This window comes from Flavisolibacter nicotianae (assembly GCF_003628535.1).
Lineage (GTDB): Bacteria > Bacteroidota > Bacteroidia > Chitinophagales > Chitinophagaceae > Flavisolibacter > Flavisolibacter nicotianae.
Window position 1 is genome coordinate 82558 of the sequence record NZ_RBCI01000014.1, and the last position, 15844, is coordinate 98401.

Below are 15844 nucleotides of genomic sequence, written 5' to 3' on the forward strand. Positions count from 1 at the left end.
ATTCAAATGCCATTCCACAACCTTACCGCGGCTGTGTATTCAGGTTCAATTCGTCGAGCAGCTTGCGGGCCGTGGTATCGCCGCCATTGGCTGCCTGTGATAGCAGCTGCCTTGCTTTGTCCACGTCTTTGGTGTAGCTGCACTGGTTATAATTGTTGATCTGCAGCCAGGCCGGGTTTTCGGCAAAGAGGTAAAGCACACCCAGCGTCCGTTTTGCCGGGAGGTAGCCGGCATCGCTTGCCTTCATCAGCAGGGACAAGGCCTGTGTGCAATTCACCGAGGGATTTTTTCCCTGCAGGCCATAATTCCCTGCCTGGTAAAGTGCCTCCGGCACGTTGAACGTCGACAAAAAATTATAGATCGTCAGGGCTTCTTCCATCTGGTTGGTGCGTACATAGCCCGCTGCCAAGGTAAGCTGGGTTTTGATCTCGTCCTGTGTGGGTTCGCGGTTTTGCTGCTGTTGTTGTCTTGCATTCCATTCGTCGGCCGTCAGCAGGTTGTCTTTGCGCAGCCAGCCTTTTGAAGTTTGCCCGCGGCTGTTGGTAAACTCCGTGTACACAAAACCGTTTTGATCTTCATAGGCGGTGATTGGGTCGCCTTTAGAAAGAAATGCATTGCGCTTCGTGGAGGCATCGGGCTCGTTGTGAAAATAGGTTTTATCCGCGCTGACCCTGTATTCGCCAATCGCCACATTTTGTTTCGGCTGCGTAACCGGGTTGCTTGCCACCTCCTTCTTTTCTTCGGGTTCTTTCGGTTTTGTGTTCGACCTGATCAGCGCATAGGCAAGACCACTGGCAACCAGCAAGGTAAAAAGGAAAGCTAGGATCCAGGCTGAATTGCGTCGCGTGTTGCCCCCGTAATCGTCCTGGCCCGGGTAGCGTTCCGCGCCGGCCGTTACGGGCTGAGGCAGCGGCTGCGAACGCAACCGCACCAACTCGGCATCTTTTGCGGCGAGCTGTTGCTGTAGTTGCTGTTTTTCTTTCAGCAGTTTTTCGGCCTGGTACTGCCAGGGGTTGTGCTCGGTCAGCACTTCGGCACGGTAAGTTCCCACGCTGCTTGTCAAAATATGATTGTGCAGTTCGATGCCGTTGGCAAAACGTTCCTGTGGTTTTTTGCGCAGGCAACGATAGATTAGACTGAGAAGCCACTCTGGCACCTGCATTTCTTTTTCTTTTTTCTCCGGGCTCCAGCTATCCGGCAGATGCTGGCGGCGCAGGTCTTTCAGGTCGGGCGGTGTTTGATCGAGGTGCGCCAGCATCACCATGTTCCGTGCCGACTCGCTGTTGTCTTTCAGCGGAAAGGGCACCTGTCCTGCCAGCAGTTCAAAAAGGATCACACCAAATCCGTACACGTCTGTTTGAAAAAGAAGCTGCCCTTCGCTTTGTTCCGGGGCCATGAATTCGATGGCGCCTGCATGACGCAGTGAAGTACGCCGCTGCTCATCACTCATTGCGGCCAGGCCGAAATCGAGCAGCATGTAGTTGCCGGTGTGCTTGTTGAACTTGACGTTGTTGCTTTTGATGTCGCCGTGTTTGACATCGAGCCTGTGGCAGTGCGCCAGCGCATTGGAAAGCTGGATGGTGAAAACAGGATCATGCGGCGGCTTGAGCAGATCTTCCAGGTCGGGCCCCTCAATGAATTCCATTTCAATAAAGGGAAAGGAACCCGAATCGGTAAAACCGTGATTAAGAATCTTAACGACGTTCGGGTTGGGCTCTTCGTTGACCTTTTTCAGCTTCCGCACCTCGTTTTGAAATGATACATAAGCTTTATCCTGTTCGCTTTCGCTGTAGATAGGCGTCGGCAACAGTTTGACTGCCGTGATGATTTCTCCGATCCGCTTTGCTTTGTACACCGAGCCCTGGCCCCCTGTCTTCAGGGCACCCATATTTTCCAGTCCTTCCGTAATAGTGAACACTTTCGCCATTGCGTAAATTTAACGCTCTGCCGAATACTGCCGTTGTTCAGCGAGAGGAATTAACAGCGAGACCGCAGGTTTTACCCAAACGGAGATGTAAAGAGGCCGACCGGACGTTTTCCCGGCAGGAACGGCAGAATGTATTTCTCCGCAAAAATGTTTGGTCTACATAAAATATTTTGTCCGCATCTGCGACTTGCCACAACAGGAACCTGTGCAAACGGCAGCGTTTTGCAGGGGCAATTCAACAGCACGAACAGCGGATGCGCAACACAAGTCAGCGCCTGTCGGCTGCCTGGTCGTGGACAGTCGTATCTTTTTTCGCGGGTTTTTCTTTCAAGAACTTTTCTACTGCTTTTTCGGGATTTACCGGCGTTGTTTCTTCCGGTGTTTTTTTCTCGTCTGTCGCCGCATCTTCTGGCAGACCTTCGTCGGTGCTCTGCTTCTCTGTGCCATCTTTTGCAACCGAGTCGGCTGCCTGTTTTTTCTTTTGCTCTTTTAGCTGCCGCTTGGCAGCACTCTTGTTTTCCGAAACCACCGAGGTGATTTGCTCACGGGTTGCGGAAGCCGTATCTCCGGCCGGGTAGGATTCTGTAGCCGTTGTGTTTGTACCTGCCACAGCCGAACGATGAAAAACCCAACCGTAAACCGCCAGCCCCGTGGCAAGGAACAACAAGGTCAGTACCGTAGCGAAGGCCGACCTGGAAACCGTTTTTCGTTCGGTGCCACCGTCTGTGTCCAGCACCGGTTGCCGGCGCAATTCTTCCAGCTCCCGGTCCTGCCGCGCCACGATGGCTTTCAGGTCCTGCACTTCGTAATTCTTTTCGGCCATTGCCGACTGCCACCGGGAATCCTCCGTTCGCACAAGGCCCGCCACTTCGGCAGTAAAGAGCCGGTGATGTGTGATAAACTCGTGCAGGTCCTCGCCGTTGGCAAAGCGGTCTTCGGGCCTTTTCTGCAGGCATTTTCCAATCAGGTTAAGGAGCCATTCGGGCACCTGCATTTCCAGCGCCTTTTTTTCTTCCGGCCAACCAGGCGGCAGCATCGAAGCCCGAAGGGAAAGCAGGTCGGGTGGCGTCGCTTCCATGTGGGCTACCATCACTTTATTCCGTGCCGTTTCACTGTTGCCGTCAAGCGGGAAGGGCACCCGGCCGGCCAGCATTTCAAACAACACGATGCCAAAGCTGTATACATCGGTCCCGAAAAACATTTTGCCTTCGTTCTGTTCCGGTGCCATGAATTCGATGGCTCCCGCATGTCGAAGGGAGGTACGCCGCTCCTCGTCGGAAAGCATGGCCAGGCCGAAATCGAGCAGCATGTAGTTGCCGGTGTGCTTGTTGAACTTGACGTTGTTGCTTTTGATGTCGCCGTGTTTGACATCGAGCCTGTGGCAGTGCGCCAGCGCATTGGAAAGCTGTGATGGTGAAAACAGGATCATGCGGCGGCTTGAGCAGGTCGCAAAGATCCGGGCCGTCGATGTATTCCATTTCGATAAAGGGAAACCCTCCGGTTTCGCTGATGCCATAGCTTAGCAGCTTTACCACGTTTGGATTGGGCTCTTCGGCCACCCGCTGCAGCTTTTTGACTTCGTTGACAAAATCGCGGTAATGCTTGTCGTCTTCGCTTTGCGAAAAAACGGGTGTTGGCAGGAGTTTGATGGCGGTGATGATCTCTCCCACTCGCCGTCCTTTGTAAACAGAACCCTGTCCGCCGGTACGGATGGCGCCCATGTTCTCTAAACCCTCGGTGATCGTAAACACTTTTGACACGTCGCTTCGTTTTTATAGGTTAGAATAACAATGATATTGGATATTCGAAATTCGATATTTGAAAGTCGCTTATTGCCTAAGTGGCACCGCGTAAACGGTATCAAAAGAATATTATCCCGTCTAGCACAATCCCAATATCGAATATCCTAATATCTACTATCTCAATATCTACTATCTCAATCTCGTTCCACGTAACTGAACTGCAGCAAGGCCGATTCGCCCAAAACAATCTGGTCGCCTTCCTGCAAATGATGGCCAATATGAGTCGACTGCAGGCGAAGCACGTCGCCGCTGCCTGTCTGCACTTTGATCTTGTTGCGCGGCGGTATGCCCCCTTCATCGGCATACAGGAAAAAGCCACCAACCTCCTTATTCCACTCAATGTGCGCATGCTGGCGGCTGATGTATTTGTTGCTGCTGTTCTGGCTTGCCGAAGAAAAAGCAATGTCATTTTCACGCAGAAACCCTTCCGCCGTCTGCACACGTTTTTCCCGGCCGATACAGACTTTGCCGCCTTTGCTCGTCAGGATGTACAGCTCTTTTTCGGCTTCCCCGCTTGCCACCCGCAGGTAAGCCGTGGTGGGCGTCGTCAGTGTCGGTTGCTTTCGGGTAGAAACATGCAGGGCTACCGGCAAGTCCTTTGCCTTGATCGCCTCCGCCGGCAATGCAGGCACGAACAAAAGTTCCAGTGCCGCGTTGTGCGGTAATTGAAGCGCATAATCATCGGCAATGCGCTGCACCTCTTCCTCCCTGAACTTGTCCGGCTGGTCCAGGTACACGGACGCTTCGTACAGGTGTTTTTCCTCATCGGTTGGCGATAGAAACAGTTGCAGACCTTTGATGTTCACGCCTTCGCCTCCCTCCCATTTTTGCAACTGGTCTTTAATGAATTGCAACAAGCCATGCCGGATCGTTTTGACATCCGGGGCCGATGCTTCGCCTTTTTGTTTAAACAAATCGAACATACTGATGGTGGTGATTTTGTTTTATTCTTATTCAAGAAACAGTCCAGATTTTGAAACCCGGCCCTCAATCCTCTAAGAGTCACGCAGCACTTCCACAACCCTCGCTTTGACAAGCCCCTTCACGGCCCATGTTTGTCTGCCAACTGAGGCTTTTTGTTTTTTTGTCCCGGCGACAAACTATCGGTTTAGCTTCCGTTGCGTCGCACCTTTCAACGTCCAGAACGCTATTGGGCAGGCAACGTTACTGGCTGAGCCTGGCCTTGTACGGCAGCCGGTCCTGCTTTGGAGGGCTGTGCCGTTTCAAAACTCCGGATGTAACCGTACTTCTGCAAAACCGGGATAACATGTGTACCGGCGAGACGGACCGCCACGCTGGACCCTTTGGTTTTTTCGATGCGGACACAAACAACCACGTGCCCGGTTCCCTTGTTTTTTGGGGCAAAAAATACATACCATCCGTCGTTGATGCGTTCGCCTTTGAGGATACGTTCCGGCGTACCGGTTTTCCCCGCAACCGTAAACCCGCCCAGCTTATCTTTCTTGTTGGCACTTTGCTCTTTCATGTATTTCGTCATCAGCGCGGCTGCCTGCGGCTCTTTCAGCAGCGGAACGCCCTGTTCCGGTGCCAGCGTCGAGTCGCTTATTTTCATCACGTACCGGTTGTGCATCATGGTGCCGCCGTTGGCAATCGCCGATGCCACACGTGCCATGGCAGCCGGTGTGGCAATCAGTTCGCCCTGCCCCCAGGCCATGCCCGAGATTCCGCGGCCACGGGTGCGGTGAATGTCATTGGGATTGTAAGAGCGGATGCTGGTAAATTCTGTCTTGCGCCAGATGGACTTCCACCGCTCCCACTGTTCGGGGTTGTTCATGTTGCCGTCGTAATAGTAGCCGCCCACACCCCGAAGGAAAAGACCGGCCTTCAGGTAGATATCACCCATTTCCTCTTCGAGCCGGAATTCGTTCGCCAGGCGAATGAAGAAGGGGTTGTTTGATTTAACAATGCCGCGTTCGATGTTGATATTACCGGTTTCGTCCGGCTCTTCGCTGCGGGTGCGGATCAGGTCTCCCGGCCGAACCAAAATCGTCTTGGTTGCTGCGGCCAGTCCCAGTTTGTTAAATGCCGCGGAAGCCGTGATCAGTTTGGCCGTAGAACCGGGTTGCGACGCATAGGTAAACCCGATGTCCCTTGTGCTGAGCAGGTAGGGCAAACGGTTCAGTTCCGCATTGGTCAGGCTCATCCGCTCCGGGTCGTTCACCGGTGGTGCCGGGTACATGGCCGATGCCAGCACATCACCCGTATTGTCTTCCATCACCACGACCGAAATCCGGCTGTTCTTCAGCGTATCGAGTGTTTGCAGCGACTGTTGCAACTGGGTTTGCAAGCCTGCGTCCATGGTCAATTGCACATCGCGGTTTCGTTCCTTGAACTTTTCCACTTCGGCGCTGTTGATGCCGGCAAGCAGCAGGGGTGCCAGGGCACTGAAGTCACGCTTGGCCACCTGCATTTCCACTTCCGTTCGGGGCAAAAAGCGGTTTTCGCGGAAGCGGCTTGCCCTGACGGCAAACTTGGTTTCCGGTGCCGGGAAGCCTCTCAGTTCGGCCATGTGCTCGTATTCGGCAAAATAGCCATTGGGACTTCCCATAAAAGCGCCGGTATTCATATCACCAACCCAGAAAAACATCGACTCGTAAAACGGATAGTAGCGGTCGAGGCGCTTGTGCGCCAGCGACTGGAGCGCCGTCGGGTTCAGGCCGGCGGAGATCAGCGAGTCCTGCTGCTGCAAATATTGTTGCGGGTTGCCGGTTGCCAGAACGCGGCCGTTCCGGTCGAGCAGGTTGCCGGCACCAATCCGGTTCATCAAAATTGCGATGCGGGGATTGTAACTGAACATCCGTGCGCCACTGCGATCAGCAACCAATGCAGGCTGTACCACCCATTTGGAGGGGTTGAACAAATATTTTCCCACGCTGGCACCAAGCAGGCTCACACCGGCAATGGCGGCAAGCAGGGCAGGCATGATGTTGTGGTCCTGTTGCCTGGCAATGAATCGCATTTGCGCCGGCGAACCCTGGATGATGGAAGCCGATAAAAGAAAGCCCGCCGCGACCATGTTGGCAATGAGCGAAGAACCGCCGTAACTCATAAACGGCAGCGAGACTCCCGATAGCGGCAGGGCGCCAACCGATCCTCCTGCGATCAGTAAAAATTGGACAAAGGTGCAGATGCCGATGCCGGCACAGAGGTAGAAAAGAAAGGGCGTTCCCGTTTGTCGCCCAATCAAAATAGACCGGTGCAGGTAAAGCAGGAAGGCAATGAACACACAGATGATTCCCGCCCAGCCAAATTCTTCACCCATCGACGGCAGGATCATATCGGTGTGTGCTTCCGGGATGGTTTTGGCAAAGCCTTCGCCGATCCCCTGCCCCTGCACACCGCCACTGCTCATGGCCCAAAGGCCGTTGGCAATCTGGTCGCCGCCAAATACTTCGTTGTTCCAGGGATCCTGCCAGATCGCTTTACGGTCTACCAGCCGCTGCACAGGACCGGGAAACGCTTTTTCGATGTAGGGAATTTTATCCAGTAACAGGAAGCCGGCCATCACGACCATAACCATGATTGCCGATTCGGCCAGTTGTTTTTTGACAAACAGGGTGAAAAGCACGAGCAGGCCAAGGGTGATGGCCGTGGCGAGGAGAACATTGTTGCCGGTCAGCCAGATGGTGCCGACATAAACGATGGCGGTTCCAACCGCGTAGGCAAAATCGCCCCGGGAAAAGGAAAACAGGATGATGAATGTAAAACAAGCCACCATGGCCGGACCCAGGTCACCGAGAATAAGGAACAGTCCCAATGATGCCAGGATAGCGATCAGTGCAAAACCGAAAAATTGCCAGCGCTTTTGCCAGCGGCCGTATTCGGAAATAAATTTTTCATTCGTGGCAAAATAGCCGGCCAGGAAAACCACGATCAGGAACTTTACAATCTCGCTGGGCTGAAAGCCAAACAGGTTTACTTTCACGCCGCTGCCTTCAGGGCCTGAACCAAACAAAATGGTGAGCAGCAAAAGTCCCATTGCCAAAACCGCCCAGGGCCAGCCGTTGGCCGCCTTGCTGTTGGTCCGGAAAAAGAAGAGACGGAACAAACCAGAATCGGTAGTAAACCGGCGCAGGTTGAACAACTGCAGGATGGCCATGCCGGCAATTCCCCCAACGAAATAGATCAATGTGCTCTTGCCAAAAAAGCGGTCACGCAACGGATCCTGCAGCGATAGCAGGGTTAAAAACGAAATTCCGGTCAGCAGCATCAGCACGGGCAGGATGAGTTGATCCGCGGAAGGAAAGCGAAGGGAAAGAAAAAGGTGCAGCAAAAAAAAGCCGGCAAAAAAAACAGCCACGATGATCCAGTACCAACGCGAGACTTCGTCGGGCATGCGAACGATCAGGGCTTTTTCCTTTCGCAGGTTGTTGAAGTCGCGGGTGGAAAACATTTTGATTGTATGCGGTGAGCCGGAAAAACGAAAGTTCGCGTCTTTATTAAGTTCCTGAACGCCTTTGGATGCGCCGAACTGGTAACCGGGTTTCAGCGGCAATACCTCGTAGGCCTCGTTACCTGGCAGGCCATCAAAAACAAAATTTCCGTTGCCATCCGTGCGTGCATAAGCAGCCAGAGACACCAGCTGCCGGCGATTGCCCGAGTCGAGGCGATAGGTTCTGACCAGTGTCGGCGTGGTGTTCACCACCGTCCGCCCTTCATCCTGGATTTCTTCACTGTACACACTGTCCTGCGGAATGATCATGTTCAGGCGAACCAGTACACCGGCCATCGCTTTTTCATCCTTTGCCTGGATGGTTCCCCTGATGGCGTGTTTCCCCATGCCCAGACCAACCTCCGACGGAAGCTTCGGCGGGTTGCGCCGCTCCGCATCGAAGCGTAGCGAGTCGGTACCGGCAAACCCAATCAGGATCCGTGAAAGTTTGGCCCGGCGGCGAAAGGATTCCCCGCCTTTTGCATAGGCTTCATCGGTATTGATTTCAAAGACACGCTTGTTCAGTTCCCCGATGTTATCAATTTCGTTGCCGCTGCTGAACCCCTGCGCAGCAACGGCACGAATGAGAGCTACATCCTGCGGGTCTTCGAAGTAAAATCCTTTTTGCAGCAGGTTCGCCAGGTTCTCTGCAGGTTTGGGCGCATTCAGGTTCACCATCGAACCATCGGCCAGGCGACGCGGCACTTCGGCAAAATCTTTTTCCAGCACCGAATACAATTGCATAAAAATGTACAGCAACACAGCCCCGATGGCGAACAGGAAAACACGTTCTAAATTTCTACTCCGGATAAAAGAAGCCATGGTCTCGGTTATTTGGGTAACGAATTAGGAGTCACAAGAAAGGTATCGCGAAGCGTTCCGCTCAGGGCACTGTCGGCCGGTAAAAGCAACTGCCGCTGCACCGGCACTTTGCAATTCAGAAATTGCACGTTGCGCAATTGCACACCCTTGCCCTGCAGCACAAGAGCAACAGGAAAATTTTGAAAGACCATGTTTTGAAGCGAAAGGAATTTATTGTTGGCTGTCACAAAAAATGCCGGTCCTGCAAACGCCGAGTCGGCGCGGAAAACAACGCCACGGCCGTCAATTAGCAATGTATCCTGGCGCACGTATAACGTGTCGCCAACTGCAATGGATTTGCCGAAACCCGACTCCGTAAGCACCAGGGAATGTTGTGCAAGTCCCAGGCTGTCTGCTACTTTCTTTTCTGCGTCGTTAGGACTGTAGGCGGCAACGAACACCGGCTTTTTCTCCTGTGCATTGTTGCGGAAGAGCAACCATAAAACAGCGGCTGCCAACAGGAAGCAAAGCACCACGAGAAAGAGAACGATCTCGTTTCGTTTACGGGCTTTGGAAGGCACGGGGACTTCCGGGGTTTTTTCCGCCGGCGTCACTACGGGAACCGGTTCTTTCCGTTCGTTTTTTTTTGTGAGAACGGGTTTGGTGGCCCGCAAACGAACCGGTTTTTTGTTATTGCTGACGATGACCACCGTGATGTTGTCTTTTCCGCCGGCATTGTTGGCCGCGTCGATCAGGGCTTTTGCCTTGTCGGCCAGCGGGGCGCCGGAAAGCAGGATGGAACTCATCGCACGGTTGTCGACCAGGTCACTCAACCCATCGCTGCAAAGCAGGAGCATGTCGCCCGGCAAAAACGGTGATGAACCCGTTTCGATATAATCTGATTTCACGTCGATCTGCGGATCAAAGCCGAGGGCTTTGTTGATCTCGTTGCGCTTGGGATGCGCCATCGCCTCTTTTTCCGACAAGCGACCACTGTCTTCGAGGAAACCGACAAAGGAATGGTCCTTGGTTAGTTTTACGAGCGACTGGTCGCGGAGAAGATAAAGTCTTGTGTCGCCGACATGCGCATAGTAAAACTGGTTGCTTTCCACGTCGACAAGGGCGATGGTCAGCACGCAGGCCATCTGACTGTTCCCTTTGTTGTTGATCTTCTCCTGGTAGATGGCCTGGTTGGCCTGCAGCAGGCCTTCGCGAAGCGTTTGCACCGGGTCGGCCGCCACGGTTTGCAATTGTTTCCGAATCGTTTCCCGTGCGATCTCCGCTGCCACTTCACCGCCTTCGTAGCCACCTACGCCGTCAATAACGCAGGCCACGATCCAGCCATTGGAAAGTTTTTCCGCAAGAAACGTATCCTCGTTGTTATCCCTGATCCGTCCTGTATGGGTAACGCCAACAAAATTTTCAGCCATTCTTCCTGTGGGTGTTTTTGATTTCAGCAAAATGGGCAATGAGCATGAACACACAAATGCCGAGAAGTACCAGTGAGATAATGGATGACATGGTTAGGGTTTAAAAATGTTAACGCCGACGATGCCGTTCAACAGGATGCGTGAATTGAACGGCAGCTCGATCCACTGCGGATTCGCTTCACTGCTATGCAAAACATCCCGTTCGTTCAGCACCGTTTTTTCGCCGAATGAGGCGAGATAAAATTTATTCTCGTTCTTGTTATAACGGATGCGCAGGTGCGGTGAATTCACCCAGTCCGACGGAATTTTAAAATAGTCGCCGCTTTCATTTTTCTCCTCTTTTCCCGTGACAGTGATTTCCTCGTCGCGCATGAAATATTCGATTTTTTTGCCGGCAAATTCCTTGTCGGGAATGATGGTCTCGAACCGCGCCAGTGCATTTACCGAAGCCGGTGCCTTCACCTGCCGCTCATCGTAAACAAGGTCTTCGCGGTAGGGCACTTCGTAATAGCCTTCGCTGTAAAAATGAAAGCCCTTGAGAATATCAGGGTTGATGTCGAAGGTTTGGGCAATACCGGTCTGCCGGGGAATAAAGGTCACCCGCAGGTTTTCGGCCGACTGCGTATTGGGCGCTGTATCGGGCAACAGTTTTCCAATGAAGCTGATGTCGCCCCTTGCATAATCGGGGTGCGAAACAAAGCGGAAGATCCACCGGCTTGCAGACGGTTCCACCGTTTTTCCCAGGCCGCGGTATTCTTTGAGCAGGTCGTAAAACTTTTTCAGCGATTCGTGCACGATGATGCCAAAAATGCCTTTTTTATTTTCCATGAAATGATGGTAGTCCTCGGGGTTGAGGCAAATAATGTATTCATGGTAAAAGACCACCCTGTCGGCAAACGAAAGTTCTTCGATCGACTCCCGGAATTTTTCGATGATATAGCGATAGACGTTATTGGGCGTCAGCGATGGCGGCGTGTTGTCCACACGGTCGGCTTCTTTTTTTAAAAAGAAATCGTGAAGACCAATGCGTTGCCAGAAAGATTGTTTCGACTTCATGCAAATTTGTTAGCGTCGTAAATGTACAGCAATCCACTAATGAAAAGGCTGTCGCTAAAATTGTGTTGATGTGCTTAAATTTTTATGCCGTAGGGTTGGCTTTCCAACTTTATTTTTATTCGTTGGGTTCCCCTTATTTATTTCTTACGGTTACTGCGATTCAGTTCCACCTCGCACACCAACGGTTTTCTCCTATAACGCAGGTTGCCTCGTTAAATTGCCAGGGTGCATTTGCGGCCGCTTTGTCTTCACACCAGTTTCCATCTGGCAACAACATACCATTCCTGAATGAGTGACCGACATATCTGATCGGATAAACGGCAAAAACGCTTTTGCCTGAATGACAACAGGTGTTGCGTGGCAGGAAAATTGAAATCAATAAACACATCCACAAAACATATCGAACCAAATGAAGGTTACACATTACCCGGGTTACCCATTTCCACTTGGTGCCACCTGGGATGGGCAGGGCGTTAATTTTGCACTGTACAGCGAAAACGCAACGGCCATTGAACTTTGCCTGTTCAGCAGCGACGACGAAAATGTGGAGTCGGCACGGATACGCGTCAAAGAACAAACACACCATATCTGGCACACCTACGTTCCGGGACTGGGTCCCGGCCAGCTTTACGGTTACCGTGTGTACGGACCGTATGAACCCCAAGCCGGCCACCGGTTCAATCCCAATAAATTGCTGATCGATCCGTACGCAAAAGCGATTTCCGGTACGATCGATTGGGACAATGCGCTTTTTGGGTACGAAATGGGACACCCGGACGAAGACCAGAGCTTTTCCGACCAGGACAGCGCTCCGTTTATACCCAAGTCCGTTGTCATTGACCCGCGGTTCGATTGGGAAGGCGACAAGCTGCCCCGCATCGCCTATCACCGGAGTATTATTTACGAAACCCACGTGAAAGGATTCACGCAATTGCATCCCGGGATACCGGAAGATATCCGCGGCACCTATGCCGCCATTGCGCACCCGGTGACCATTCAATACCTCAAGGAATTGGGCATTACTGCCATTGAACTGATGCCCGTTCACCACTTCGTCACCGACAAGTTTTTACACGATAAAAATCTCACGAACTACTGGGGCTATAACACGATCGGTTTTTTTGCTCCCGATGTTCGCTATTCCAGCCAGGGTCATCGGGGCGAACAGGTGTACGAGTTCAAGAACATGGTGAAGGAACTGCACAAGGTTGGCATCGAGGTGATTCTCGACGTGGTGTACAACCATACAGCCGAAGGCAACCATCTCGGCCCGACGCTTTCCTTTCGCGGCATCGATAACCTGTCATACTACCGCCTTACCGACGACAAGCGTTTCTACATGGATTATACCGGCACAGGTAACACCCTCAATGCCATGATGCCGAATGTTCTTCGCCTGATCATGGACAGCCTGCGGTACTGGGTGTTGGAAATGCATGTCGACGGGTTTCGCTTCGACCTTGCCGCATCGCTGGCGAGAGAGTTGCACGAAGTGGACCGTCTGGGCTCTTTTTTCGACATCATCCACCAGGATCCTGTGATCTCCCAGGCAAAACTAATTGCCGAACCATGGGACATTGGCGAAGGCGGCTACCAGGTGGGAAACTTTCCGCCCGGCTGGGCGGAATGGAATGGAAAATACCGCGACTGCATGCGGGACTACTGGCGGGGTGCCGAAAGCATGCTGGGCGAATTTGCCCTGCGCTTTACCGGCAGTCCCGACCTCTATGCCGACAACAACCGTCAACCAACGGCCAGCGTCAATTTCATTACAGCGCACGACGGCTTTACACTCCGCGACCTTGTCTCGTACAACGAAAAACACAACGAGGCCAACGGTGAAGGCAACAACGATGGGGAGAATCACAACCGGAGCTGGAACTGCGGCGTTGAAGGCGATACCAGCGATGCAGCCGTACTTGCGTTGCGCCAGCGCCAGGTGCGAAACTTCCTCACGACACTGTTCCTGTCGCAGGGCGTGCCCATGATCGTGGCGGGCGATGAATTGGGACGAACGCAAAAGGGAAATAACAACGCCTATTGCCAGGACAATGAAATTTCGTGGGTCGACTGGCAAGGCGCCGACACGGATTTGCTGACCTACACGAAAAAGCTCATACATTTTTGCAAACGTCATCCTGTTTTCAATCGCCGCAACTGGTTCAAAGGACAGCCGATCAAGGGCATTGGCCTGGAAGACATCGCCTGGTTCAAACCCGACGGCACCGAAATGAGCGACGAAAACTGGAACCAGGATTTTGCAAAATCGCTTGGCATTTTTCTCAACGGCAAAGGCCTGCGCCATGTGGGTCCAAAGGGAGAACACATCATTGACGATAATTTCTTTCTCATCTTCAATGCGCACCACGACAGCCTGACGTTTAAACTGCCTCCCCTGAAGTTTGGACGCCGGTGGACCACTGTGCTGGATATGGCCCGGAATTTTTTAGAAGAAACCGGTCCGGTTTTCAGTGCCGGAAAAATTGTACAGGTAGAAGGACGGTCCGTTCTTCTTTTAAAAGAACCAATGAAATAACCATGGAGCCAATTGCTATTTCGAAGCGAACGGTCGGTGTGAACTTCCGCGACGACGGCCGGGCCGAAATCCGGCTATGGGCGCCACTTGCAGAGCAGGTTGCAATCCTATCCGGTGAAACAACCATTGCCCTGGAAAAGGAGGATCCCGGTTATTGGATAACCGTTACCGACAGGCTCCACGAAGGCTCCCGGTACCGCATCCGGATTGACGACCGAAACCCCTTCCCTGATCCAACATCCCTGTCGCAGCCCGACGGTGTTCATGGCCCTTCGGAGGCCGTTGACCTGACCGGTTTCCAGTGGCAGCAAAACGGGTGGACCAACCTGCCGCTTGAAGACTACATCATCTACGAGTTGCATACCGGCACCTTCACTAGCGAAGGCACATTTGCTTCGCTGGAAGAAAAACTGGATCACCTGAAAGAGCTTGGCGTGACGGCGATCGAACTCATGCCGGTGGCACAGTTTCCCGGCAGCCGCAACTGGGGCTACGACGGTGTGTATCCTTTCGCCGTGCAAAATTCGTATGGCGGTCCGCACGGCCTGCAACACCTGGTCGACGCCTGTCATCAAAAAGGCCTGGCGGTGATCCTGGACGTGGTGTACAACCACCTGGGACCTGAAGGAAATTATTTCGGCGAGCTGGGACCATTCTTCACACGAAAGTACCATACCCCCTGGGGCAGTGCCGTCAACTTCGATGATCGCTGGTGCGATGGCGTTCGCCGCATGGTTGTGGAAAATGCGCTGATGTGGTGCCGCGATTTTCACATCGATGCCCTGCGGATCGACGCAGCGCATGCCATCAGGGATTTCAGTGCTGTTCATATCCTGAAAGAGCTGCGGCTGCGGCTCGATGAATTGATGCAGAAGACAGGAAAAAAGTATTACCTGATCGTCGAACAGGACTTGAACGACACACGCTACATCGACCCGTTGCACAACGGCGGTTACGGCATGGACGCACAGTGGATCGACGAGTTTCACCATGCCTTGCGGGTAACGACCGGGCAGGCGCAAACAGGCTACTACGAAGACTTCAACGGCATCGAAGACCTGGCCAGGGCTTACCGCGATGCGTACGTGTACACGGGCCAATGGTCGCCGCACCGGAAGCGTTTTTTTGGCACGACGACAGAAAATTGCGCAGGAAAGCAGTTTGTTGTTTTCTCGCAAAACCACGATCATATCGGCAACCGCATGCTGGGCGAACGGACAGGCCGGTTGCTTTCCTTCGAGATGCAAAAACTGGTGGCTGCCGCCGTGCTTTTAAGTCCTTACTTGCCCCTGTTGTTCATGGGTGAAGAATGGGGCGAGACCCAGCCTTTCCTCTACTTTGTCAGCCACTCCGATGAAGCGCTTGCCGAAGCGGTGCGCACGGGAAGAAAGAAAGAATTTGCAGCCTTCCATACCGAAGGCGAACCGCCTGACCCGATGGCCGACGACACCTTTCACCAATCCCGCCTGCACTGGCATCTGATGACAGACGAAAAACACGATGCGATGCTGGCGTTTTACAAAGCCCTCATCCAACTGCGCAAACGGGAACGGGCCTTGCGAACCTTGAACCGAAAGGCATTGGCAGTGGATGTGAACAGCGAAAACCAGGTACTTGTGTTGCACCGCTGGACGGCCGACAGCAAGGTTATTTGCCTGCTGAACTTTTCAACCGAACAACGTCTTCATTCGCTCGACCGGACATCGGAGTGGCAGGCACTGCTCTGCTCTGCCGGTTCGGAATGGGGCGGGCCGGGCTGCATACAGTCATCCGGACACGGTATCACGCTGCAACCGCAATCGGTCAGCGTTTTCAAACGATAATTTTTTTTTACTATTC

Annotated in this window: 8 protein-coding genes; 2 read left to right on the forward strand and 6 right to left on the reverse strand. The window is 53.0% G+C overall.

Annotated elements, in window-relative coordinates; genetic code table 11:
* Window positions 1–22: 22 nt before the first annotated feature.
* The 6 genes from D6024_RS22960 to D6024_RS22985 form a co-directional block, all read right to left on the reverse strand.
* Window positions 23–1927, reverse strand: a complete 1905-nt coding sequence (locus D6024_RS22960) for a protein kinase domain-containing protein (RefSeq protein WP_121357159.1) — start codon at window positions 1925–1927, stop codon at window positions 23–25.
* A gap of 268 nt (window positions 1928–2195) precedes the next feature.
* Window positions 2196–3443 (reverse strand): serine/threonine protein kinase, encoded by a 1248-nt coding sequence (locus tag D6024_RS22965; protein ID WP_240410130.1) that lies wholly within the window; start codon window positions 3441–3443, stop codon window positions 2196–2198.
* 420 nt (window positions 3444–3863) lie between these two features.
* Complete coding sequence (locus D6024_RS22970) at window positions 3864–4652, reverse strand: FHA domain-containing protein (RefSeq protein WP_121357160.1); 789 nt, start codon at window positions 4650–4652, stop codon at window positions 3864–3866.
* A gap of 224 nt (window positions 4653–4876) precedes the next feature.
* Window positions 4877–9004, reverse strand: a complete 4128-nt coding sequence (locus tag D6024_RS22975; protein ID WP_121357161.1) for an FtsW/RodA/SpoVE family cell cycle protein — start codon at window positions 9002–9004, stop codon at window positions 4877–4879.
* 8 nt (window positions 9005–9012) lie between these two features.
* Window positions 9013–10413: a PP2C family protein-serine/threonine phosphatase gene (locus D6024_RS22980; RefSeq protein ID WP_121357162.1), complete on the reverse strand. Its 1401-nt coding sequence runs from the start codon at window positions 10411–10413 to the stop codon at window positions 9013–9015.
* 93 nt (window positions 10414–10506) lie between these two features.
* Window positions 10507–11469, reverse strand: a complete 963-nt coding sequence (locus tag D6024_RS22985; protein ID WP_121357163.1) for an FHA domain-containing protein — start codon at window positions 11467–11469, stop codon at window positions 10507–10509.
* A gap of 409 nt (window positions 11470–11878) precedes the next feature.
* Between D6024_RS22985 and glgX the strand changes: the two genes are divergently transcribed.
* Window positions 11879–14005, forward strand: a complete 2127-nt coding sequence (gene glgX / locus D6024_RS22990; protein WP_121357164.1) for a glycogen debranching protein GlgX — start codon at window positions 11879–11881, stop codon at window positions 14003–14005.
* A gap of 2 nt (window positions 14006–14007) precedes the next feature.
* Complete coding sequence (gene treZ / locus D6024_RS22995) at window positions 14008–15828, forward strand: malto-oligosyltrehalose trehalohydrolase (RefSeq protein ID WP_121357165.1); 1821 nt, start codon at window positions 14008–14010, stop codon at window positions 15826–15828.
* Window positions 15829–15844: the final 16 nt, after the last annotated feature.

What these genes read in the sequence shown, in the direction of transcription:
- D6024_RS22960 (WP_121357159.1), bottom strand. Translation starts at nt 1,927, where the DNA reads ATGGCGAAAGTGTTCACTATTACGGAAGGACTGGAAAATATGGGTGCC.
- D6024_RS22965 (WP_240410130.1), bottom strand. Translation starts at nt 3,443, where the DNA reads ATGGCATCAGCGAAACCGGAGGGTTTCCCTTTATCGAAATGGAATACA.
- D6024_RS22970 (WP_121357160.1), bottom strand. Translation starts at nt 4,652, where the DNA reads ATGTTCGATTTGTTTAAACAAAAAGGCGAAGCATCGGCCCCGGATGTC.
- D6024_RS22975 (WP_121357161.1), bottom strand. Translation starts at nt 9,004, where the DNA reads ATGGCTTCTTTTATCCGGAGTAGAAATTTAGAACGTGTTTTCCTGTTC.
- D6024_RS22980 (WP_121357162.1), bottom strand. Translation starts at nt 10,413, where the DNA reads ATGGCTGAAAATTTTGTTGGCGTTACCCATACAGGACGGATCAGGGAT.
- D6024_RS22985 (WP_121357163.1), bottom strand. Translation starts at nt 11,469, where the DNA reads ATGAAGTCGAAACAATCTTTCTGGCAACGCATTGGTCTTCACGATTTC.
- glgX (WP_121357164.1), top strand. Translation starts at nt 11,879, where the DNA reads ATGAAGGTTACACATTACCCGGGTTACCCATTTCCACTTGGTGCCACC.
- treZ (WP_121357165.1), top strand. Translation starts at nt 14,008, where the DNA reads ATGGAGCCAATTGCTATTTCGAAGCGAACGGTCGGTGTGAACTTCCGC.